The sequence below is a fragment of the Nonomuraea sp. PA05 genome, from assembly GCF_008086045.1.
In the GTDB taxonomy this organism is placed as follows: Bacteria; Actinomycetota; Actinomycetes; order Streptosporangiales; family Streptosporangiaceae; genus Nonomuraea; species Nonomuraea monospora.
The window spans coordinates 77,752-100,523 of record NZ_VSEY01000041.1 but is presented as its reverse complement, the minus strand read 5'-3'; the positions used below and the strand labels follow the sequence as shown (position 1 = coordinate 100,523).

The 22,772-nt window shown below is 66.8% G+C and carries 21 protein-coding genes, 1 tRNA gene and 1 riboswitch; of the genes, 10 read left to right on the top strand and 12 right to left on the bottom strand.

The features are described 5' to 3' along the window. Positions 1-110: 110 nt before the first annotated feature. From FXF51_RS46410 to FXF51_RS46385, 6 genes are all read left to right on the top strand, one after another. A complete protein-coding gene (locus FXF51_RS46410; RefSeq protein WP_148441202.1) occupies positions 111-329 on the top strand; it encodes a hypothetical protein in 219 nt (72 codons plus the stop codon). 25 nt (positions 330-354) lie between these two features. Continuing rightward, positions 355-801, top strand: coding sequence for a single-stranded DNA-binding protein (locus tag FXF51_RS46405; protein ID WP_148441201.1), 447 nt, complete (start codon positions 355-357; stop codon positions 799-801). Between the two features lie 292 nt (positions 802-1,093). Next, positions 1,094-2,020: a bifunctional DNA primase/polymerase gene (locus FXF51_RS46400; protein WP_148441200.1), complete on the top strand. Its 927-nt coding sequence runs from the start codon at positions 1,094-1,096 to the stop codon at positions 2,018-2,020. Positions 2,021-2,043: 23 nt separating this feature from the next. Further along, entirely contained in the window at positions 2,044-3,222 is a 1,179-nt protein-coding gene (locus tag FXF51_RS46395) for a DUF3631 domain-containing protein (protein WP_148441199.1), read from the top strand. 175 nt (positions 3,223-3,397) lie between these two features. Further along, positions 3,398-3,592, top strand: a complete 195-nt coding sequence (locus tag FXF51_RS46390; RefSeq protein WP_148441198.1) for a helix-turn-helix transcriptional regulator — start codon at positions 3,398-3,400, stop codon at positions 3,590-3,592. An 11-nt stretch (positions 3,593-3,603) separates the two neighbouring features. Continuing rightward, positions 3,604-4,968 (top strand): tyrosine-type recombinase/integrase, encoded by a 1,365-nt coding sequence (locus tag FXF51_RS46385; protein ID WP_148441197.1) that lies wholly within the window; start codon positions 3,604-3,606, stop codon positions 4,966-4,968. 140 nt (positions 4,969-5,108) lie between these two features. Here FXF51_RS46385 and FXF51_RS46380 read toward each other — a convergent pair whose 3' ends face one another. The 4 genes from FXF51_RS46380 to FXF51_RS46365 all read right to left on the bottom strand — a co-directional run bounded on the left by FXF51_RS46380 (position 5,109) and on the right by FXF51_RS46365 (position 11,659). Further along, on the bottom strand, positions 5,109-8,252 hold the full coding sequence (locus FXF51_RS46380) for a type I restriction endonuclease subunit R (RefSeq protein ID WP_148441196.1): 3,144 nt from the start codon (positions 8,250-8,252) through the stop codon (positions 5,109-5,111). Next, on the bottom strand, positions 8,249-9,415 hold the full coding sequence (locus FXF51_RS46375) for a restriction endonuclease subunit S (RefSeq protein WP_262380287.1): 1,167 nt from the start codon (positions 9,413-9,415) through the stop codon (positions 8,249-8,251). The genes FXF51_RS46380 and FXF51_RS46375 overlap by 4 nt, the downstream gene beginning before the upstream one ends. Positions 9,416-9,429: 14 nt before the next feature. Further along, positions 9,430-11,019: a type I restriction-modification system subunit M gene (locus FXF51_RS46370; protein WP_148441194.1), complete on the bottom strand. Its 1,590-nt coding sequence runs from the start codon at positions 11,017-11,019 to the stop codon at positions 9,430-9,432. Positions 11,020-11,587: 568 nt separating this feature from the next. Continuing rightward, positions 11,588-11,659, bottom strand: a tRNA-Arg gene (locus FXF51_RS46365). A 116-nt stretch (positions 11,660-11,775) separates the two neighbouring features. Here FXF51_RS46365 and FXF51_RS46360 point away from each other — a divergent pair. Further along, positions 11,776-12,168, top strand: coding sequence for a response regulator transcription factor (locus FXF51_RS46360; RefSeq protein WP_148441193.1), 393 nt, complete (start codon positions 11,776-11,778; stop codon positions 12,166-12,168). A 400-nt stretch (positions 12,169-12,568) separates the two neighbouring features. Next, the gene (locus FXF51_RS46355; RefSeq protein WP_262380286.1) at positions 12,569-13,237 is read left to right on the top strand and encodes an AIM24 family protein; all 669 of its coding nucleotides are present in this window, start codon (positions 12,569-12,571) and stop codon (positions 13,235-13,237) included. 424 nt (positions 13,238-13,661) lie between these two features. Here the strand turns inward: FXF51_RS46355 and FXF51_RS46350 are convergent, their stop codons facing one another. The 3 genes from FXF51_RS46350 to FXF51_RS46340 form a co-directional block, all read right to left on the bottom strand. Then, positions 13,662-14,708 carry a cellulose binding domain-containing protein gene (locus FXF51_RS46350; RefSeq protein WP_148441192.1) on the bottom strand — a complete coding sequence of 349 codons (1,047 nt, stop codon included), beginning with the start codon at positions 14,706-14,708 and terminating at the stop codon, positions 13,662-13,664. A gap of 108 nt (positions 14,709-14,816) precedes the next feature. After that, positions 14,817-15,650: a universal stress protein gene (locus FXF51_RS46345; RefSeq protein WP_187414948.1), complete on the bottom strand. Its 834-nt coding sequence runs from the start codon at positions 15,648-15,650 to the stop codon at positions 14,817-14,819. Further along, on the bottom strand, positions 15,647-15,997 hold the full coding sequence (locus FXF51_RS46340) for a hypothetical protein (RefSeq protein ID WP_148441191.1): 351 nt from the start codon (positions 15,995-15,997) through the stop codon (positions 15,647-15,649). The genes FXF51_RS46345 and FXF51_RS46340 overlap by 4 nt, the downstream gene beginning before the upstream one ends. 90 nt (positions 15,998-16,087) lie before the next feature. After that, positions 16,088-16,200, top strand: a riboswitch (TPP riboswitch). Between FXF51_RS46340 and thiC the strand changes: the two genes are divergently transcribed. Both thiC and FXF51_RS46330 read left to right on the top strand, forming a co-directional pair. Next, positions 16,193-17,737, top strand: coding sequence for a phosphomethylpyrimidine synthase ThiC (gene thiC, locus FXF51_RS46335; RefSeq protein WP_262380283.1), 1,545 nt, complete (start codon positions 16,193-16,195; stop codon positions 17,735-17,737). Its footprint overlaps the riboswitch before it by 8 nt. 137 nt (positions 17,738-17,874) lie before the next feature. After that, positions 17,875-18,186, top strand: a complete 312-nt coding sequence (locus tag FXF51_RS46330; protein ID WP_148441189.1) for a hypothetical protein — start codon at positions 17,875-17,877, stop codon at positions 18,184-18,186. Here FXF51_RS46330 and FXF51_RS46325 read toward each other — a convergent pair. Genes FXF51_RS46325 through FXF51_RS46305 form a run of 5 tightly spaced genes read right to left on the bottom strand, consistent with a single transcriptional unit; the run spans position 18,183 to position 22,673 of the window. After that, the gene (locus tag FXF51_RS46325) at positions 18,183-19,034 is read right to left on the bottom strand and encodes an SDR family oxidoreductase (protein WP_148441188.1); all 852 of its coding nucleotides are present in this window, start codon (positions 19,032-19,034) and stop codon (positions 18,183-18,185) included. The two genes, FXF51_RS46330 and FXF51_RS46325, sit on opposite strands and share 4 nt — an antisense overlap. A 40-nt stretch (positions 19,035-19,074) precedes the next feature. Beyond that, the gene (locus FXF51_RS46320; protein ID WP_222871777.1) at positions 19,075-20,034 is read right to left on the bottom strand and encodes a glycine betaine ABC transporter substrate-binding protein; all 960 of its coding nucleotides are present in this window, start codon (positions 20,032-20,034) and stop codon (positions 19,075-19,077) included. Continuing rightward, entirely contained in the window at positions 20,031-20,807 is a 777-nt protein-coding gene (locus FXF51_RS46315; protein ID WP_262380282.1) for an ABC transporter permease, read from the bottom strand. The genes FXF51_RS46320 and FXF51_RS46315 overlap by 4 nt, the downstream gene beginning before the upstream one ends. Beyond that, on the bottom strand, positions 20,804-22,027 hold the full coding sequence (locus tag FXF51_RS46310; protein WP_262380281.1) for an ABC transporter ATP-binding protein: 1,224 nt from the start codon (positions 22,025-22,027) through the stop codon (positions 20,804-20,806). Before FXF51_RS46310 ends, FXF51_RS46315 begins: the two co-directional genes overlap by 4 nt. After that, complete coding sequence (locus FXF51_RS46305) at positions 22,020-22,673, bottom strand: ABC transporter permease (protein ID WP_148441187.1); 654 nt, start codon at positions 22,671-22,673, stop codon at positions 22,020-22,022. Before FXF51_RS46305 ends, FXF51_RS46310 begins: the two co-directional genes overlap by 8 nt. Between the last annotated feature and the right edge of the window lie 99 nt (positions 22,674-22,772).

The window sequence follows — 22,772 nt, the reverse complement described above, 5'->3', positions numbered from 1 at the left end:
CCCCCTCTAGGTCTAGAGGCCCTCCTAGAGCCCAAAACCGCGTCCGACCTGCGATCTAGCACCTAGACCCCTGACCTGCGGAAACTCTGGAAACGGCCCTGGAGGCTCACATGGCCACCGCCATCGTCCTGCTAGTCCTCTGCCTATCGATCGTCACGTTCGGTTACAAGGGCTTCTGCCTGGCCTCACCCTGGGGCGCCTGCCTGCGATGCCGACCCGGCGGCAAGAACCGCACCTGCCGCGCCTGTGACGGCACCGGCATGCGGCCTCGCCTCGGCTGGCAGCTCTACGTCTACGCCCGCCGCCTGTACCGCGACGGCACTCACTGACCCAGTCCTACGGAAGGAACCCGCCATGTCCGGCGAGACCACCATCACGATCATCGGCAACCTGACCAACGACCCCGAACTGCGCTTCACCCAGACCGGTACGGCTGTCGCCACGTTCACCATCGCCTCAAGCCCGCGTGTCTACAACAAGCAGCTTGAGCAGTGGGAGGACGGTGAGGCCCTGTTCATGCGCTGCTCGGCCTGGCGCGACCTCGGCGAGCACATCTGCGAGTCCCTCACCCGAGGCACCCGCGTCATCGCCTCCGGACAGCTCCGGATGCGCACCTACGAGACCGACGAGGGCGAGAACCGCACCGTCTTCGAGATGACCGTGGACGAGATCGGCCCTTCCCTGCGCTTCGCCACCGCCAAGCCCGCCAGAGCGGCCCGCAAGGCCTTTACCAGCCACAACGGCAGCGCGCCCGACGCATGGGCCACCACCGCCCCGACAGGCGACAAGCCGCCGTTCTAGCCCCGCTCACCGCAGCACCGGGATACGGCCTCGGCGACCAGCCGCCAAGCACAACCGCCGAGGCCACCCACCCCGATCACGAGGAAAGGCACTGCCAGCATGACATCGACCAGCACACGTTCCCACCGCTACACCCGAACGATCACACCGCGCCCGCACCTGGAAGACCTCAACCACCTCGGCCGGGGTCGGCTCACGCTCGACGTGCACGCCGCCACCCCATTGGACGCACTCAGGCATGTCCCCTCCGAGGGTTACCGCCTCCGGTTCCTTGAGGTCAAGGAGGCGTCCAATGGGGTGGCCTGACCTGACCCGCGCCGCCCTTGAGGCCGCAGCCCGTGGCTGGTGTGTCTTCCCGCTCACCCCGCGCGGCAAGAAGCCGTTGCGTGGCTTCACCGACTGGGAGCGGCACGCCACCACCGACACCGACCGCATCGCCGCCTGCTGGCCCCGCCAGCCGTACAACATCGGCATCGCCTGCGGCCCGTCCCGCCTGGTCGTGATCGACCTCGACCAGCCCAAGCCCGGCGAGCACCCGCCCGCCGGCCTCGACCAGCACCAGCCGCAGAACGGAGAGCAGGTCTTCCGCCTGCTGTGCGCCGAGCACGGCCAGCCCTACCCCGACGACACCTTCACCGTCCGAACCCGGCGCGGCGGCACGCATCTCTACTTCACCCCGCCTGAGGGCCTACAGCTGCGCAACAGCGCAGGCCACAAGGGCGGGCTCGGCTGGCTGATCGACACCCGCGCCTGCGGCGGCTACGTCGTCGGCCCTGGCAGCCACGTCACCCAGCCGGACGGCACCGGCCCTTACGAGATCATTCACCATCTGCCACTCGCACCGCTCCCGGCTTGGCTCGCCGAGGCGCTCACACCCGCCGCACCACCTTCGATGAGCGCCGCCGATCTGCTGGCCAACCTGCCCGATCACCGGCTGACCAAGTACGGCGAGGCCGCACTACGCGGCGAGGTCGAACGCGTGGCCGCCGCCCAACGCGGCACCCGCAACCGCACGCTCAACACCGCCGCCTTCAACCTGGGCCAACTCGTCACACGCGGCGTGCTGCCTGCCGAGGTCATCATCACCGCCCTCCAATCCGCCGCCGAGACCGCGAACGCCGAAGGCGATCCGAACCCGCCTCGCGAGATCGCCGCCGTCATCGCCTCGGGATTGTCCGCAGGCATGAAAGCCCAGCCACGCCGTTGCAGGGCCGCATGACCACCAGCCAAGGAGCACCAACCATGAACGACCGCACACCCACCGGCGGCGCCCTGCTCGACCGACTACGCGCCGCGCTGACCCGCTACGTCATCCTGCCGAGCCCCGAGACCGCCGACGCCGTCACCCTCTGGATCGCCGCCACCCACGCCCAGCCCGCATGGGCTCACGCGCCCCGCTTGGTCATCCGAGGCCCGGAGAAACGCTGCGGCAAGTCCCGTCTCCTGGACGTGGTGGAGGCCACCTGCCACGAGCCGTTCATCACCGTCAATTCCTCCAGCGCCGCCGTGTACCGCTCCATCACCGAAGACCCGCCCACCATGCTCGTGGACGAGGCCGACACCATCTTCGGCCCCAAGGCCGACGGCAACGAAGACCTCCGCGGCCTGCTCAACGCCGGACACCAGCGCAACCGCCCGGCCAAGCGCTACGACGCCGCCACCAACCGCGTGGAAAGCATTCCGACCTTCGCCATGGCCGCACTCGCCGGCATCGGCGCGATGCCTGACACCATCGAGGACCGCGCCGTCGTCATCCGTATGCGCCGCCGCGCCCCCGGCGAGAACGCCGCTCCCTACCGCCACCGCCGTGACCGGCCCGCTCTCCGCGACCTGGCCACCGATCTGAACCTGTGGCTCCGCGCTGACCTGTCCGGCTTGGAAGCGGCAGAACCCAGCATGCCGGTAGAAGACCGCGCCGCCGACACCTGGGAACCCCTCGTCATCGTCGCGGACCACGCGGGGGAGAGCTGGCCTGATCGCGCCCGCGCCGCCACTGTGACGCTCACCGCCGAGGCCGACGACAACGGCCAGACGTCAGCCCGAGTACGCCTGCTGTCCGCCTGCCGCACCGCGTTCGGTCCCGACACCGCCCTACCCACCGCCGTACTATTGGAGCGCCTCAAAAGTGACCCCGAGAGCGAATGGGCCGACCACGGCCCGGCCGGACTGACCGCGATGAAGCTCGGCACGATGCTACGCGAGTACGACATCCGCTCAGCCAACATCCGCTTCCCCAACGGCATGCAGGCCAAGGGCTATCAGCGGGCTGACTTCGCCGACTCCTGGGGGCGCTACTGCCCGGCCCTCGGCCCTCTTCCTGAGGCCGATGTATTGCCGATCGAGAGGGAGAGCCGTCCCAGCCGTCCCAGCCTCGTCACCGCAGGTCAGAGCGGGACGGCTCCGATCGCTGGGACGGCATGACCCGTCCCGCCAAATCAAGCCGTCCCAGGGTTGACCTGCGGAAATGATCCTGGGACGGCTGGGACGGCTTATCCCTGCCCAACTACCCACGAGCACCCTCGGCGACCAGTCGCCAAGCACAACCGCCGAGGCATCACCCAGCACCGATCACGATGCCCGAAAGGCAGCCGCCACCATGACGACACGTCCCAAGAGCCTGCTCACCATCGCCGAGGTCCTCGACGAGATCGACGTCCCGAAATCCACCTTCTACCGCTGGCTGCACACCGGCCGCGGCCCGAGGTCCCTGAAACTGCCCAACGGCAAGCGCAAGGTCCGCCGCTGCGACCTGGACGCCTGGCTCACCACCTTCGAGCAGACCGCAGCCTAGGAGGACAACACATGGAAACCCTCGACGTCGTCATCTGGACCATCCGCCAGCGCAAGGGCCGCGCCAAGCCCTACGAACTCCGCTGGAAGGTCGGTACGGAGCCCAAGTCTAAGTCCTTCCTCACCCGCGCCCTCGCCGACCACTTTCGGGCCGACCTGCTCAAGGCAGCCAAGAAGGGCGAGCCCTTCGACACACTCACCGGCTTGCCCGCCTCTGTGACGAAGACGGAGAAGGTTGCGCTGACCTGGTACGACTTCTGCCGCAAGTACGTGCGCATGCGCTGGAAGGCAGCCGCTGCCAAGACCCGCGAGAGCATCGTAGACAGCCTCACCGTCGCCACGTTCGCCATGCTGGCGGACGAGGCTTCCGGCCTCCCGAAGAGAGAGATCAGAGCGGCGATGCAATGGGCCCTCATCCCGCGTCAGGAGGGCGAGGAGGCCCCGCCTCATCTTGCCTATGCCGTTCGCCTGCTCCAGAAGGGCACGATCAACGTGAGAGACCTCGCAGACCCCATCGTGGCGCGCAACGTCTGCGAGCAACTCACGCTCACGCGCGACGGCAAGCGCGCGGCGGCCGACACGACGGCCCGCCGGCGCCGCGGCCTCAACACCGCCCTTGAATACGCGATCGACCTCGGCGAACTGGCCGAGAACCCTCTCAAGCGCGTCAAGCAGAAGAAGGTGGCCAGGGACAACACCGTTGACCGGCGCTGCGTGGTCAACCCCGCCCAGGCCCGCGAACTCCTCGTGAGCCTCTCCTACGTCGGCAGTTGGCACCGCGGACGAGGCCGCCGCCTCGTGGCCTTCTTCGCCACGCTCTACTTCGCAGGCCTCCGTCCGGCCGAGGCAATCGGGCTCCGTGAGACCGACTGCCTTCTGCCCGAGGAAGGGTGGGGGTTGCTCACTCTCGAGATCACCCGTCCTAGCAGCGGCAAGCAGTGGACCGACAGCGGTGACGTACACGATCAACGCGGGCTCAAGCAGCGAGGGGAACGCGAGGTCAGGCCCGTGCCAATCCCACCGGAACTGGTGGCCATCCTGCTCGCACACCTCAAGGAGTTCGGCACAGCCTCAGACGGACGGCTGTTCCGGAACGAGCGCCGTGGCGTCCTAGGCGCATCTACCTACTCACGGGCCTGGGAAGAGGCCCGCCACTTCGCCCTGGCTCCGGAAAAGGTCACCTCACCCCTCGCTGGAAAGCCCTACGACCTGCGCCACGCCGCCCTGTCCACGTGGCTCAACGCAGGCGTCGACGCGTCGGTAGTAGCGGAGCGCGCGGGCAACAGCGTGGAGGTCCTCCTCAAGCGGTACGCCAAGTGCCTCGATGGGCGGGACGGCCAGATCAATCGCCAAATCGAGACCGCCCTCGATAACTGAAGGAGTCCAGTCGTAGGAATCTGAAACATGCTCTCAAGTGGTGAGGGCCAGCGAAGACAGGTAAGACCTTGATGCGCTACGGAGACCCCGGCAACGCTGGCGAAGGAAAAGGGCTTGACCGGGGTCTCCAGTTCCTATTTTCAAAGATCGGGGTCGCCGGTTGAGCTCGCGAATAATTCGGCCTGCTGTAACACTAGCTCGACCGCCTTCTTCTCGCGATCGGGCGGATAGTCGTACCTGGCTAGGAGCTTCCGGACCTTGGAACGCATGGCAGCGCGCACGCTTTCTTTGAGATTCCAGTCAATCGTCGCGCTGGAGCGGACTGCCTTCACCAGTTCGCGAGCAATCGTCTTAAGCGTTTCGTCGCCCATCTCAAGTACGGCAGAGTCGTTCTGCACGATGGCATCGAAGAAGGCAATCTCGTCCACACGCAGGCCGAGAGACTCGTGGCGTTTGGCCTCGTCGCGCATCTCCTTGGCCAGCTTGACCAGTTCGGAGATGATCTCGGCCGTAGAAAGCGTGCGGTTGGTATAACGGTTGATCGCTTCTTCGAGTTGCTCGGAGAACTTGCGACCCTGCACAACATTGGAGCGCTGTACCGTCTTGATTTGCTCGTTGAGCAGTCGGCGCAACAGACCCATCTGGAGGTTCGGGCGGTCCTTGTGCGCGAGCGAATCGAGGAATTCATCCGACAGGATTGAGAGCTCAGGGGTCTCGACGCCAGCAAGCTTGTAGATGTCGATTACTTGGTCTGCGGTAATGGCTTCATTGACCAACTGGCCAATCGCTGTGTCGATCTCGACTGCGCCGGAGCCGCCGCGGCCCGAGTCGGGGTTAAGAATCTTGAGGATGGCCGAGCGTACGTCGATGAACATGCGGATGTCGTTGTGGATAGCACCAGCCTCGTCCCGGGCACTGCAGAGAGCGAATGCCTTGGCGAGCGCGAGCACTTGGTCATTGAAACGCTGCGTACGATCGGGGTCGGCCATCACGAAGTCAAGCACCTTGGCGTGCTGGGCGAGCCGCTGGGAGGCCGACAGGTCAGGTGACGAGTCAAAGTCACAGCCGCTGAGTAGTCCGCGCACGATGTCGTGTTTTTCGAGCATGATCGCGACGAACTCTTCGATCGGGACGCCGGCCTGGTCACGGTCTGACGGCGAGTACTCGATCAGGGCTTCCTGGAGGTTGGAGAAGACGCCGATGTAATCGACGATGAGGCCACCGGGCTTGTCACGGAAGGTACGGTTGACTCGTGCGATGGCCTGCATGAGGCCAGCACCTCGCATGGTCTTGTCGACATACATGGTGTGCATTGAGGGGGAGTCAAAGCCGGTCAGCCACATGTCGCGCACGATGACGAGTTCGAGTGGGTCGTCAGGGTCCTTCGCGCGGAGCTTGAGATCCTTGCGCACGTCCTTGCTGTGTATGTGCGGCTGGAACGCGGCAGGGTCGGCAGCCGATCCGGTCATGATGACCTTGATCTTCCCCTGCATCGGGTCGTCAGAGTGCCAGTCGGGCCGCAGCTTGACGATCTTCTCGTAGAGCCGCACCGCAATGCGGCGCGACATGGTAACGATCATGCCCTTGCCGAACAGCGCCTCCCGGCGCTTTTCCCAGTGGTCGACGATGTCTTGGGCGACTACGTCAAGCCGATGCTCGGCACCGACGATGGCTTCCAGGCGCGACCAGCGGGACTTAGCCTTCGTGGCTTCGGACTCCTCGACCTTCTCGGTGATCTCATCGGCGAGCTCATCGAGCGCCTCGTAGTCCTTCGGGCTAAGTTCGACCTTGGCCAACCTTGATTCGTAGAAGATTTTGACGGTAGCGCCATCCTCAACGGCACGCGTCAGGTCGTAGACGTCGATGTACTCGCCGAAGACCGCGCGAGTTGACTTGTCGTTCGTCTCTATCGGCGTACCCGTGAAGCCGAGATAGGTAGCGTTCGGCAAGGCATCGCGTAAGTGCTTGGCTAGACCTGCCTTGAGCTGCCCCCGGCTGTCGAGCTTCTCGCTGAACCCGTACTGCGAACGGTGCGCCTCGTCGGCCACAACCACGACGTTGCGGCGGTCGGTCAGCACGGGGTTGCGGTCGCCATCTTCGCCGGGCGAAAACTTTTGCAGGGTGGTGAAGATGATGCCGCCGGACGCGCGGCGAAGTTGCTGGCGCAGTTCGATACGCGTGTCGGCATGAGCTGGGCGTTCCGGCAGGATGCTGGCCGGTGCGAAGACTTCCTCAAACAGTTGGTCGTCGAGGTCGTTGCGGTCGGTCACGAAGACGAGCGTCGGGTTGCTCATCCGCGGGTGACGCATGACCTTGGCGGCGTAGAAGACCATCTCGAAGCTCTTGCCGGAGCCCTGGGTGTGCCAGACGACGCCGCCGCGGCGGTCGCCGTCCGGACTCGAAGCCTTGATGGTCGAGTCAACCGCAGTGTTGACCGCCCAGTACTGGTGGTACTTTGCCACGCGCTTGATCAGTGCCTTGATCTTCTGGCCGGTCCTGCTATCGGTGACCGTCTCCTCGCTGAAAACTACGAAGTTCTGCAGGATGTCGAGGAGACGACGCTGATCAAAGATGCCCTTGATAGCTACCTCAAGCGCAGGAAGATTCGTAACGACCTGGCGCCCGGTAATGGTCTTCCAGGGGGCGTAGTGCTCGAAGCTGCCCGTGAACGAACTCATTGCGGCACTCATCCCGTCCGAGATGAGCGTCACGGCGTTGGCTGCGAAAACTCCCGGGATGGTCGAGCGGTAGGTCTGGATCTGGTTCCAAGCGTGCTTGAGCGTGGCGTTCGGATTGGCAGGGCTCTTGAGCTCCAGCAGGCCGAGGGGTAAGCCGTTGACGAACACTAGGACGTCGGGGCGCCGCCGCTTTCCGTCCTCTAAGACAGAGAACTGGTTGACCGCCAGCCAGTCGTTGTTCTGCAGATGTTCGAAGTCGATGAGCCAGATACGGCTCGTGCGGATCGAACCGTCCTTGCTCCGGTGCTCAACGGGCACGCCTCCCGTCAGCAGCATATGCACACGGAAGTTCTCGTCGAGCGGGTCCAGGGACTCGGCACGCCCCAACCGCTTGATCGCCTCATCGATCAACGACACATTGGCTCCGCCGTTGATTCGTATCGCGGCCTCGCGCAGCCGGTCGTAAAGATAGATCTGCTCGTACGATGCGCGTTCGGAGTACTCACCGCCCGGTGCGATCTCCGGCCCGAACGCTGTGGTGTAGCCAAGCTGCCGCAGGTAGTCCAGCGCGGCATCCTCGACGGTCGACTCGTTGAAGCTCTTCACGCGATAGCCTCCTCCACAGCTCGATGTGCTTCGGGGACGCGGATACGACCTGAGATGAGTTCGGGCAAGAGTGCGTCGCGGAATTGGACCAGATGATGGTTCTCGCGAGCTGCCTGTGTGCCACGCGCAAGCAACGAGTCGGCCACCTTGGCGAACCGGGTATCGGTCGGAACCTCAATGGGTAGGCGTTCGAGCCGATCCGTGGCAAGTCGACCTGTCCCGTGTCCAGCCTCGTCGACCAGGCCAAGGATGGTTTCGCGGTTCGCGCGGAGCGCGACCGCCAGAACTGAACTGTCGATCCGAGGAAGGATCGCCTTACAATCCTGGCCAAACGCGACATCACGCTGCGCCACACCAAACCGAAACTCGGTTTTGAGGCTCATTCCGCGCACCACCATCAATACGGTCCCTGCCGGCACGATGTGGGTAGCAACGGCTGCTCCGGCCGCCGTAAGTGTTCGATCGCTGGCGTCCACGTAGAAGCTCTTCAGGCTCGCCGCCGAGATCCAGGGTAGGTCTCCGCCCCAGTACTCGGTTGTTGACGTGCTCGGAGTGCCACCCGACAACCATCGCCCAGAGTCCTTTAGCAGCAGGAGTTCCGAGCCCTGCGCACACTCATCGACATACATGGCCTCGGCGAGGTCGAGCACCAGGTCCTCGATGTGACGGTTCGACTCGATCTTGTCATCCAGCGCGCTGAGAGTGGCGGCTATGCCGCGCTGCAGGCCTAACGGAGGTAGCGTGAACTGAAAGTCGCCCATTTGTTGAGCGTTGAGCGTAGGTTGCGCAGCACCAGAACGGAATCCCGCGACATGCTGCCTCCATGCCTTCGACTGGAGTTGATAACCAAGGAACTCTGGAACTGCTACAGACGCTCTTGCTTGGAACCGAACTAGGTACCCAGCGAACACGGCGCTCCGCGTCTCACTCACCGTTGCTGCGTTGCCGACCCCATTCCCGAGCCGGGATATGAGCAGGTCGCCGGGTCGGATTGCGTACTTTTCGAACTCCGAAGGGTCGAGGTCGCAGTAAGGCACCGACGACCACTTGATACGACCGGATGCAATATCGGTCTGTCGGACGAACAAAGGGCCGACGGGCTCAGCCGATCCCTTTGCGATTGCTCCATACTGGGGCTTCTCGCACACCTCGGAGAGCCTCACGTAGGGCCATTCGGTCACTGAAGATCACCCAGTCGTTCACGTACGGCTGCCTCAAGCTCGCGTCCGCGATCGAACTCGGCGTACAATTCCTTGGTGAGCCGGGCAATCTTTTTATTAATCGGCTCGTCGTCGGCTTCGGCTTCTTCGGTACCGACGTACCGTCCAGGTGTCAGGACGAAGTCATGCTGCTCGATCTCGTTCAGCTTCGCGGCGCTAGCAAAGCCGGGTACGTTCTCGTAGCCGCCGTCATGGTTGCGCCAGGCGTGGTAGATGTCGGCAATCTTGGCGATGTCGCTGTCGTCGAGAACTCGCAGCCTCCGCGTTTGCATTCGCCCGAGCTTGCGCGCATCGATGAACAGCACTTCTCTCTCGCGCCTGCGGTGGCCGTTGCCGTGCCGATCCTTAGAGACGAACCACAGGCTGACCGGAATGCCGGTGTTGAAGAACAGCTTGTCTGGCATGGCCACGATGCAGTCCACTAGGTCGGCCTCAACCAGCTTGCGCCGGATGTCGCCCTCGCCGACGCTCTTGCTGGATAGCGACCCATTGGCTAGCACAAAGCCAGCCGTACCCCTTGGCGACAGGTGATATATGAAGTGCTGCACCCAAGCGAAGTTGGCGTTGCCGGTAGGCGGGGTGCCGTACCTCCAACGCGGGTCGTCGGCGAGCTTGGCGTCCCACCAGTTCGAGACATTGAACGGTGGATTGGCAAGCACGAAGTCGGCTCGCAGATCGGGGTGCAGGTCTTGGCTAAAGGAGTCGGCGGAGCGATCGCCGAGGTCGGCCTCGATGCCGCGCAGTGCGAGGTTCATTCTGGCCAGCCGCCATGTGGTGTCGGTGAACTCCTGGCCATATATCGAGATGTCGGTGCGCTTGCCGCCGTGAGCCTTCACGAATTCGGTGGACTGCACAAACATGCCACCCGAACCGCAGGCCGGGTCTAGGACGCGCCCTTTGTATGGCTCCAACATCTCGACCAGCGTCTTTACCACGCTTCGCGGCGTGTAGAACGCGCCGGCATCCTTGCCGGTCTCCTTGCCGGCGAACTGACCAAGGAAGTACTCGTAGACTCGACCGAGCACGTCATCCGACCCATGGTCGTCCGACTCGGTGAAGCCGATGCTGCCAATGAGGTCGACCAACTGACCGAGGCGACCCTTGTCGAGCCCCTCGCGGCCATAGTTGCGCGGCAGCACGCCGCGGAGGGTGCGGTTCTCCTTCTCGATGAGGTCCATCGCCGTGTCAATGTCCTGGCCGATGGTGGGCAGCTTGGCTCGATCCTGGATGGCCTGCCAGCGCGCCGGGCCGGGTACCCAGAAGGCGTTGTGGCTGGTGTATTCATCACGGCTTTCGAGGAACTCAGCCCGGCGCGATTCGTTCGGGATGTACTCCTCGGAATCCGGATTGCTCAATCCAGCCTCGATGGCGTTGCGGCGTTCCTCGAAGCGGTCAGAGATGTACTTCAGGAACACCAAGCCGAGGACGACGTGCTTGTACTCGCTCGGCTCCTGGTTTCCGCGTAGGGCATCGGCGGCGTCCCATAGGCGCTGCTCCAGGGACTTTTCAGGCCTGGCCGCCTGCTGCTTGCGGGGCCGGCCTGCCACTAGTGCGATTCCTTTATTGCCTGGGCCGCCACGTTGCTAAAGTTCAAGATCTCTCCGCCTGCAAGATGATGTTTGAGAGTTTCGCGTCTTACCCACGTCCTGCTGGGCGGACGGATGAGGTTAGCCACGGCGAACGCCCGAACACAGGTTCCACTCCAGGGTCTCCTTGGATTCAACCGTAGTCAGCGTTGCGAACACATCATGTCGCATCAGGGCTTCGTTCTTCCAGTTGGTGGACGGGGAGTCTGCCACTTCGTTAGCTGTAGTCGCTCGTGTACGAGTTCTCGTCTGACGGTTGCCCACCCGGCGTGACAGTACTGTCCGGAGAAGGGCGCACGCCCGGCGGTTCTGCTATACCGCGCTGACGTCAATGGCATCTGAGGAAGCACAGGTGGCATAGGTCGCCTTGTGGCGTTCGGGGCTTGGATGGAAGCTCTACCATGGCCCACAACTGGCCCACGGCCCGTGAGCGTCAACGAGAACGGGCGGGACTCCGTGAGACTGGAGGCCCGCCCGTTCCTGCGATGTTTGCCCTGGTCAGCGGCCGGAACTGCTGATCAAGGTCGAGTGCCCCCTGTAGGATTCGAACCTACGCACCCGGCTCCGGAGGCCGGTGCTCTATCCCCTGAGCTAAGGGGGCTCAACGAGTGACAAGGCTATCAGCTCCTGACCACCACTCGGCACCAGATAAAGCCTCGCGAACACTTCCAGCGAAAACCCCCCGTGACCAGCCCGCTACACGTTAACTTTGCGCCCGTGGGCGAGGTTCTTGGGAAAGTACTGGTCGTAGACGATGACGAGGTCATCCGGCAGCTCATCGCGGTCAACCTGAACCTGGAAGGGTTCGAGGTCGTGACCGCCACAGATGGGCGGGATTGCCTCGAGCGCGTGCGCGACGTCATGCCCGATGTCATCACGCTTGACGTGATGATGCCGTTCCTGGACGGGTGGACGACGGCGCAGCGATTGCGGGCGGAGGAGGACACCAGCCATATCAAGGTCGTGCTGATCACGGCCAGGGCGCAGGACGACGACAAGATCCGAGGGTGGGGGATCGGGGTGGACGCGTATCTCACCAAGCCGTTCGATCCGGCGGAGTTGATTCAGGTCGTGCGGGATCTGGCCGCTGGGCGCGCGGTTGACCGCTGAAGGAGTGGCGGGCTAGCTGGAGGGCGGTTGCCGAGGGGGCGGCCAGGGGTGCGGGTTGGGCTCGCGGCTTCTGGTCGTCCCCTTGTTGGTTCTTCGCTGGTGTCGGGGCGGTGGGGGTGGCTCGGGTCAGGGGCTAGGATGCTCGGTCGGCTGGAGGGGGCTGTACGGCTGCGCGGGCAGATCGGGTTTATGGCGAGGTTGGTGGCCAACCTGGTTGGATTGGCTCATATTGCTCCCGGCAAGGGGCGGCATGACGCTGCTCGACGAGGCGGGTGCGGTGGTGGCGGACGGTTGTGGCGCTGGGAGCGTCATGCGTCCGATGCAGGCGGCTCGGGTGTTCATCGGGTTCAGGGTGGGCGGCCGCCAGCGGGAGCCAGAAACGGTCAGGAAGGGTACGGAAGTGCGTAGCTCGATTTTCGGGAATCTCGATCCGCAGCAGTTGCCGCCAGGGTTCGCCCTGGAGAACGGCAAGATGTTGCGCGTTCAGCTCCCCCACGAAGTGCTGGCGAAGCAGGGCTCCATGGTCGCCTTCCAGGGCCAGATGGACTTCGACTACGAAGGCTCGGGCGGCCTCGGGAAGATGTTCAAGAAGGCCATGACGGGTGAGGGCGCCTCGTTGATGCGGGTACGCGGGGAGGGGCTGCTGTACCTGGCCGACAACGCCGACGACATTCACCTGTTCTACCTGGAGAACGAGGGGATCACGGTCAACGGGCGCAACCTGCTGGCCTTTCAGCCGCAGCTCGGCTGGGACATTCAGCGGGTGCAGGGGGCCGGGGTGGCGGCCGGTGGGCTGTTCAACACCACGGTGACGGGGACCGGGTGGGTGGCGGTGACCACGCATGGCACGCCGGTGCTGCTGGATGTGGCGCGTATGCCGACGTTCGCCGATGGGCAGTCGGCTGTGTGCTGGAGTGCGGCGTTGCAGGTGGGGGTCAACCGGACGATGAAGGTGGGGGCCTTGATCGGGCGGGGGAGTGGGGAGGCCATGCAACTGGCGTTCAGGGGGCAGGGGTTCGTGCTGGTGCAGGCCAGCGAAGGGGTTCCCGTGGTGCAGGCGTCTCGCTGATCGAAGCGTAGGTGGGCCGGTTGGCCGATGTGACTGCGTGCTGCACGTCGAGGACGGCAGGTAGGCGGTCAAGGCGCTGCTGGGCGGCCATGGTCGGGGGCTAGGCGGCCATGTACAGGGCTTTCGCCGACACGGAGAAGGACGAGGAACTGGCGGGCGGCGTGAGTGGGCGGCGTGAGTGGGCGGCATAAGTAGGCGGCGTGAGTGGGCAGCGTGCGCGGGGCGGTGCTGGCGGGACAGCTCCGTGGCGCTGGCCGCCGGCGTCTACGCGAAGCCAGAGGTGTTTACGCGAAGCCAGAGGTGTTTACGCGAAACCAGAGGCGTCTACGCGGAGCCAAAGGCGATTACGCGAAGCCGGCGGCGCCCATCACGATCAGCGTCTGACAGCGACATGGCCCCGCCGCGAGCGCCGGGGCCACATACCTCACGAGCAACTAGGCGTCGGAGCGCTGTTGGCGCCGTTCCAGGACCCCAGGAAGCCGAACGTGGCAGACGCCCCAGGCGCGAGCGCGCCGTTCCACGACGCGTTACGCACCGTCACGGACGCCCCGCTCGCACTCAACGTCCCACCCCACAGCTGAGTGATCTGCTGCCCGTTGGCGAACGTCCACGCCACCGCCCAAGCGGACCGCGACGCGGTACCGGTGTTCTTGACGGTGACCTCCCCCTGGAACCCGCCCTGCCACTGCCCGGTCGTCTTGTACGTAGCCGTGCACCCCCCAGGAGGCGGCGTGACGGTAGGGGTGACGGTGGGCGTGGCGGTGCCACCGCCGGCCAGAGCATCGACGAGCGGCGGGTACCACTTGTCGGACATCTTCTGGTCACCGGCGGCGTTAGGGTGCACGCCGTCATAGGTGTCGGTGCCGGTGCTGAAGCCGGTCCACTGGTCCACGACGGTGACGGGCGACTGCGCGGTGGAGGTGGCGGTGGCCCAGGCGGGGATGGCGTTGTTGAAGTTCACGGTGCGCTGGGCGCACTCGGCGCAGCTCGACGGATTCATCGGGATGATCTTGGCGACGAGGATCTTCATGGACGGGTTACTGGCCCGCATCTGGTTGACCAGCGTGGTGAACGCGCTGAGGATCGTCGTCGGCGCGATGTTGCTCCACACGTCGTTGGTGCCGAGGTGCATGATCACGATGTCGGGCTGGGTGGCGGAGAGCCAGCCGGGCAGCAGGTTCTGGTTGGCGATGTTGGTGGCGAGGTAGCCGCCGTGTCCCTCGTTGTCGCCGTCGTGAGCCACCCCGCAGCCCTGCGGCGGGAGGGTGCCGACGAAGTCGATGTTGGTCTGGCCGGCGCTCTGGAGGCGGTTCCATAGCAGGGCCCGCCAGCAGCCGGGGGATCCGGTGATCGAGTCGCCCAGGGGCATGATCCTGATCGGGGCGGCGCTGGCCGTGGCCGTGGTGGCGAATAACACCGCAGCGGCCAGCGCCACCAGCGCGGCCAGCACGGAGCCGATCTTGCTGCGCATCGTGTGCTCTCCCGTCGTAGGCCTGCGCAGATCGTAGGAGGGGCTGCTCGGAGCCGGAAAGCTCGACGATCATGGCGAGGCTCTGACCTGGGAGTACGGATGTAAGTTTCAGGCGCCGCGGACCACCGCCAGCGGGCAGGGGGCGTGGTGCAGGAGGGCCTGGCTGATGGAGCCGATGAGCATGCCCGCGAGCTGGCCGTGCCCGCGCGAGCCCACGACGAGCAGGTCGGCGCGCTGGGCGGCCTCCTTGAGCACCTCGACGGGATGCCCGTGCACGACCTCGGCCACCACGTGCACGGTGGGATGCCGCTCCCGGTGCCCGGTCAGCGACTCCTTCAGGGTGCGCAGGGTGTCCTGTTCGCTCTCGCGGGAGGCGGGCTCGAAGCCGCCGGGGTGCGGCCAGGCCCAGGCCCGCACGGCCCGCAGCCGGGCGCCGCGCAGCTCGGCCTCGGTGAAGGCGAACTCGAGCGCGTCGGCGGCGCCGGGCGAGCCGTCCGTCCCTGCCACGATCTCGCCGCGCGGGGAGGCGGGCGGCTCGTGGATGAGGACGACGTCCGTACGCGCGTGCGCCGCGACCCCGTACGCGACGGAGCCGACCAGCAGCCCCCGCACCCCGCCGATCCCGCGGCTGCCGACGACCAGCAGTTCGGCCCCCTCCGAGGCCTTGACCAGCGCGGAGCGCGGGTCGCCGGGGAGCAGCACGCCTTCCATGGACACCTTCGGCCACACGCGTCGCGCGCGTTCGCAGGCGGCGTTGAGCACGGTCTCGGCGCCGTCGCGCATCCACTGGGCCACCTCGGCGTAGCGGACGGCGCCCTCGCACACCCACTTCGGCACGGCGTGCGCCACGGTCAGCGGCTCCTGCCGCAGCTCGGCCTCGGCGGCGGCCCAGCCGGCGGCCTCCAGCCCGGTACGGGAGCCGTCCACCCCTACGATGATCATGACAGTGCGTAACACTCCACCTCGGCGCGGCGGAACGGCAGCCCCTGCGCCTCGGAGTCGCGCGCGCACCTGCGCTCGGACTTGCTGAGCCGGAGCGTGCCGCAGACGGTCACGCCGGAGTACGTGCGGCAGTCGAGCGCCGGGTCGGTCCGGCCGATGCGGTACATGCGCTTGACGGCCGCGCGGCACTTCGCCTTCCCCGTGTCGGCGTAGCGGCACTGGGCGATCAGAGTGTCGTACTGTTCCTGGCTGACTTCGTGCTGAGTCATGCCGTCCCCGGCGGCGGCGGTGGCGCCGGACGCGGCCATCACGACGAGTAGTCCTGCGACAGCGGCGAATCTCTTCATGTTTCCCCTGATGGGGACCGTACCGCTCACGGCGATCGCCAAACCTCCCTACGCGGGTTTCGGGCGGGGCGGCGCGTGGGTACGATCACCGCCGACCAACGCGGGAGCCCGGTGGAGACCGGGCTGAGAGGACGGCTGACAGCCGCCGACCGCCAGAACCTGCTCCGGATAATGCCGGCGAAGGGAGTTTGCGCGATGACGAGCGCGCGCTTTTCCAAGATCTACAGCGGTGAGCTGCGGGTGCCGATGCGCCAGGTGCACCTGTCCAACGGCTCGTCGGTGACGCTGTACGACACCTCGGGCCCGTACACCGACCCCGCCTACGAGCCTGACCTGCGGCGCGGGCTGCCGCACCTGCGCGAGCGGTGGATCCGCGAGCGCGCGGAGCAAGGGCAGCCGGTGACGCAGGTCGGGTGCGCCCGGCGCGGGCTGGTGACCAGGGAGATGGAGTTCGTGGCGGTGCGCGAGGGCGTCACCCCCGAGTTCGTACGGCAGGAGGTCGCGGCGGGCCGGGCCATCATCCCCGCGAACGTCAACCACCCCGAGACCGAGCCGATGATCATCGGCCGTGAGTTCCTGGTCAAGATAAACGCCAACATCGGCAACTCCGCCGTCTCCTCCTCGATCGAGGAGGAGGTCGAGAAGATGACCTGGGCGACCCGCTGGGGCGCCGACACGATCATGGATCTGTCCACCGGCGCCGACATCCACGAGACCCGCGAGTGGATCCTGCGCAACTCACCGGTCCCGGTCGGCACTGTGCCCATCTACCAGGCGCTGGAGAAGGTCAAGGGCCGGCCGGAGCTGCTGTCGTGGGAGGTCTACCGCGACACGCTGATCGAGCAGTGCGAGCAGGGCGTCGACTACGTGACGGTGCACGCGGGGGTGCGGCTGGCGCACGTGCCGCTCACCGCCGGCCGCAAGACGGGGATCGTCTCGCGCGGCGGCTCGATCATGGCCGCCTGGTGCCTGGCGCACCACCGCGAGAGCTTCCTGTACGAGAACTTCGCCGAGATGTGCGAGATCCTGGCCCGGTACGACGTGTCGTACTCGCTCGGCGACGGCCTGCGCCCCGGCTCGATCGCGGACGCCAACGACGAGGCCCAGTTCGCCGAGTTGCGCACGCTGGGCGAGCTGACGGGGGTCGCCAGGCAGCACGACGTCCAGGTGATGATCGAAGGGCCGGGACACGTCCCGATGCACAAGATCAAGGAGAACGTGGACCTGCAGCGCGAGCTCTGCGACGACGCCCCGTTCTACACGCTCGGCCCGCTCGTGACGGACATCGCGCCCGGCTACGACCACATCACCTCGGGCATCGGGGCCGCCATGATCGGCTGGTTCGGCACGGCGATGCTCTGCTACGTCACTCCCAAGGAGCACCTCGGCCTGCCCGACAGGGACGACGTGAAGACCGGCGTGATCACGTACAAGATCGCCGCGCACGCCGCCGACCTGGCCAAGGGGCATCCGCAGGCGCAGGCGTGGGACGACGCGCTGTCGGACGCGCGCTTCGAGTTCCGCTGGGAGGACCAGTTCGACCTGTCGCTCGACCCCGGGACGGCCCGCTCGTTCCACGACGAGACGCTGCCGGCCGCGCCCGCCAAGACCGCGCACTTCTGCTCGATGTGCGGCCCGAAGTTCTGCTCGATGCGGATCAGCCACGAGATCAGGGACGCCGGGTACGCGGAGAAGGCGGCCGAGTTCCGGCGGCTCGGGGGCACGCTCTACGTGGAGTGACGCATTGTCCAATGTCCAGAACCGCAGGTCTGGATAAAGACGACGTGGTTTCCCGCTCTCACGGTGGCAACGTGACAGTGAGCCCGGCGCGGCAGGGGCGCCGGGCTTCCCACGACCACCGGAAGAGAGGAACTCTCGTGTCGATCAGTACTCGTGTGGCGGCCGTCGCCGCGGCGTCCGTCGTCGCCGCAGGGCTCGCCGCCACCCCGGCCTCCGCGGACGTCCACCGGGGGGTGGCCGGGTGCTTCGCCTGGTCCTGGGGCGACGGGAACACCTCGGTGACCGTGTACTGGCACAACCGCTGCAGGACCAAGCACAAGATCACCATCAAGTACAGCCTGAGCTGGACCTACAAGACGTACACGGCCACCGTCGGCGGCAACGGCAAGGGGCACAAGAAGTTCCAGACCGCCTCGATCGTGTCCATCAAGGACGCGGGCCGGGCCTAACCCGGCAGCGTCTCGCCGCCGATCGGGGCCAGGACCTCGCCCGTGTAGTACGACGACAGCCGGTTCGAGGCGAAGAACACGTACGAAGGGGCGATCTCGTCCGGATCGGCCGCCCGCCCCATCGGCACCTGCTTGCCGAAGCTCTCCACCTTCTCCTGCGGCATGGTGGCCGGGATCAGCGGCGTCCACACCGGCCCTGGGGCGACGGCGTTGACCCTGATACCGCGCTCCACCAGGTTCTGCGCCATGGAGTAGGTGAAGGCGTTGATCGCGCCCTTGGTGGCGGCGTAGTCGATGAGCGACTTGTTGCCGCGCAGGCCGTTGATCGACGAGGTGTTCACGACGGCCGCGCCCTCGCGCAGATGCGGGAGCGCGGCCTTCGTGATGCGGTAGTAGCTGTGGATGTTGACGGCGAACGTGTGCTCCCACTGCTCGTCGTCCAGCTCCTCCAGGCCGCTCACCGGCGCCTGGTAGGCCACGTTGTTCACCAGCACGTCCAGGCCGCCCAGCTCGGACACCGCCTGCTCGACGACGGCGGAGCAGTGGGCGCGGTCGGCCAGGTCGCCCGGCAGCAGCACGCAGCGCCGGCCGGCCTCCTCGACCAGCTTGCGGGTGTGCGCGGCGTCCTCGTGCTCCGTCAGGTACGCGATCGCGACGTCCGCGCCCTCCTTGGCGAACGCCACCGCGACCGCCCGCCCGATGCCGGAATCACCGCCCGTGATCAGCGCCTTCTTGCCGCTGAGCAGGTCGCGGCCGACGTAGTCGCGCATCTCGTCGCGCGGCTCCGGCGCCATCTCGCCGGTACGGCCGGGGTAGGGCTGGTTCTGGGGTGGTGGTGTCTGCGCCATGTCCAGCGGCCTGCCCCTGTTCGGGTATGGCTAACGCCTGCTACCGTACGAAACCCTGTGACCTGAGCCAGTCGCGGGCCACCAGCACGGGCACGTCGCCGTCCACGTCCACCTGGGCGTTGAGGTCCTGCATCACCTGGTTGGTCAGCTTGGCGCTGATCGGCGCGAAGATGCGGGCGATCTCCGGGTGCGCGTCGGCGACCGGGCGGCGCATGGTCACCGCCGCGTTGTACTGCGGGAAGAAGTGCCTGTCGTCGTCCAGCAGGACCAGGCCGAGCGCCTTGATCCGGCCGTCGGTCGTGCTGGTCAAAGCCAGCGCGCACTGGCCGCTGGCGATCGCGTTGTACAGGATGCCGACCGCCACCCTGCGGACGTTCCCCCTCGGGACGTCCGCGCCGTAGGTCAGGCCGTAGCCCCGCAGCATGCCGAGGAAGCCGTCGTCCCTGCCGAAGGCCTCGTGGTCGACGCAGAACGTGCGCTGCGCCACCGGGATCTTCGTCACGTCGGAGATCTTCGTCAGGCCGTACTTCTCGGCCGTGGCGCGGGTGACGGCGAGCGAGTAGCTGTTGTTCAGCGGGGCGGGCGGCAGCCAGACGATGCCGTTCCTGCGCAGGTCCAGGTCGCGGACGGCCACGTACTGCCCCTGCGCGTCCGGGATCGGGTCGGTCTGGCCCAGGTAGGTGATCCAGGCCGTGCCGGTGTACTCCCACATCAGGTCGGCGTCGCCCCTGGTCAGCGAGGCGCGGGCGTTCACGCTGCCCTGCACGTTGGTCTGGTCGGTCACGTCCGCGCCGGCGGCGGTGAGGGCCAGCACCGCGATCTTGCCGAGCACGAGCTGCTCCGTGAACTCCTTCGACGTCACCCGGATCCGCGCGCCGTCGAGGCCGGGCACCGGGCGGATGCTGCCCGGCTCGACCGGCGGCACGAACGACGACGCGGGCCGCAGCCCGCACGCCGCGACCGCGCTCGCGACGAGCAGCACCGCCGCGAGCGTCCTCACGACAGCCCCTTCGGCGACAGGTAGCGCTGTGCGAGCCCGCCCAGCCAGTCGATGAGCAGCGCCAGCACCGCGATCAGCACGCACCCCGTGATCAGGACCAGGTTGCGCTGCGTGCTCACCCCCGTGGTGATCAGGTCGCCGAGCCCGCCCGCGCCGATGAACGCCGCGATGCCCGCCGTGCCCACGTTCAGCACCAGCGTGGTACGCACCCCCGAAAGGATCACCGGCACCGCCATCGGCAGCTCCACCTTGAACAGCACCCCCGCGGCCGACATGCCGATGCCCCGGCCCGCGTCCACCAGCCGCGGGTCCACCTGCTCGATGCCGACCATCGTGTTGCGCAGCGTGGGCAGCAGGCTGTAGGCGAACAACGCGACCACCGCCGTCCAGAACCCGATGCTGAACAGCACCGCCAGCAGCACCACCATGCCCACCGCCGGGGTGGCCTGCCCCAGGTTCACCAGCGACAACACGATCGGCGTGGCGCGGCGCAGCGCCCGCCGGGTGAGCAGCACGCCCAGCGGCAGCGCCACCAGCAGCACCAGCACGGTCGAGAAGAACACCAGCTGGATGTGCTCCCACGTGCGCCTGAGCAGGAACGGCAGGTTCAGCGAGCCCTGCTCGATGCTGTCGAGCGGCACGACCTGCGTGTAGACGACCATCGCCGCCGCGACGGCCAGGTAACACAGCGGGGGCAGGATCACGTGCCACGACCGGCCGATCCGCGGCTCCGGGGTGGTCTCCTCCTTGGCCGCCGCGCTCTCGACCGTCACGAGGGCTCGCCCCTGCGCAGGCGGCGCTCCCGCTCGCGGGCCTTGATGGCCTGGATCGCGTTCTGCACGGTGGCCAGCGACAGCGCCCCCGCGTACGCCCGGCGCCTGCCCAGCACAGGCAGGAAGTCGGTGTCGGCGTTGAGCAGCGTCTCCAGGGCGTCCTGCAAGGTCTTGCGGTGGCCGATCGAGCCGGTGATCGGGTCGCCGGCCGTGCCGACAGGGCCGTGGCGGCCCTCCAGGTCGGTCTGCGCCACCCACTTCAGCGGGCGGCGCATGCCGTCGAGGATCAGCGCGTAGCCGCGCCCGTCGACCTCGACCTCGCGCAGCAGGTCGCGCGCGTCCATGTCCTCCGTCGCGTACGGCACCTGGTCCAGCTCGATGTCGCCCACCTGGGTCAGGCGCAGCAGCCGCATCGAGGAGCCGCCGCCGAGGAACTGCTCGACGTAGTCGCTGGCCGGGTTCGTGAGGATCTCGGCCGGTCTGGCGTACTGCACGACGTGCCCGGGACGCTGCATGATCGCGATGTGGTCGCCGAGCTTGAGCGCCTCGTCCACGTCGTGGGTGACGAAGACGATCGTCTTGGCCAGCTCCTCCTGAAGGCGCAGCAGCTCGTCCTGGATGCGCTCGCGGCTGATCGGGTCGAGGGCGCCGAACGGCTCGTCCATCAGCAGGACGGGCGGGTCGGCGGCCAGCGCCCTGGCCACGCCGACGCGCTGCTGCTGGCCGCCGGACAGGCGGCGCGGGTAGTTGTCGCGGAACGTTCCAGGCTCCAGGCCCACCAGCGTGAGCAGCTCGTCCACCCGCTCGGCGATGCGCGCGCGGTCCCAGCCGAGCATCTTCGGCACCTGGGCGATGTTGGCCGCCACCGTCATGTGCGGGAACAGGCCGGCCTGCTGGATGACGTAACCGATGTGCCTGCGCAGGCGGTCGGGGTCGATGTCGCGGGAGTTCTCGCCACCGATGAGGATGTCGCCCGAGGTGGGCTCGATCAGGCGGTTGATCATGCGCATCGTGGTGGTCTTGCCGCAGCCGGACGGGCCGAGCAGGACCACGATCTCGCCTGCCGGGATGTTCAGGTCCAGCTCCCGTACGGCCGGCTCGCCGCCGCCGGGGAACGCCTTGGTGACCTTCCGCAGTTCGATCGGCACGCCGCCGCTGGCCTGCCCTGTCACGGACGACGCCCGCTCGATCGGCACGCCGCCGCCGGCCCGGTCAGCCACGGGCCGCCCCCGTCCCCGGCGTGGTGAGCCTGCCGAGCAGGACGAAGCAGCCGTCGAAGAGGAGCGCGAGGATCGCGACCCCGATGGTGCCGGTCAGCGCGGCGTTGACCGCGTTCGCGCCGCCCAGCCTGGCCAGGCCCGAGAAGATCTGCTCGCCGAGACCGGGGCCGGAGACGTAGGCGGCCACGGCGGCGATGCCCATCGCGAGCTGCGTGGCGACCCTGATGCCCGTCAGGATCACCGGCCAGGCCAGCGGGAGCTCCACCCTGGCGAGCGACCTGCGGCGGCTCATGCCGATGCCGCGGGCGGCGTCGACCAGCATCGGGTCCACACCGCGCAGGCCGACCACGGTGTTGCGGATGATCGGCAGCAGCGCGTACAGGACGATCGCCGTCACGCTCGGCGCGACGCCCAGGCCCAGCGGGGGGATCAGCAGGCCGAGCATGGCCAGCGACGGGATCGTGAAGAGCACTCCCGCGACCGCCGTGGCCAGGGCCGACGGCCTGGGCCGGCGGTAGGTGGCCACGCCGATGAACACGCCGAGGAGGGCCGCGACCAGCACGCACTGGGCGACCATGCTGGCGTGTTGCACGGTCTCGAAGGCGATGAGGTCCCATCGATCCTCGATGTACTCCCACAGGTTCACCTGTCGTAACTTAACCGTGATGGACAGCCTCAAACGGCTCAGCGGTCGCTTCAGTACCACTGTTTGCCCTTGTCCGGCGGATGCGGATTGCACCGGCTC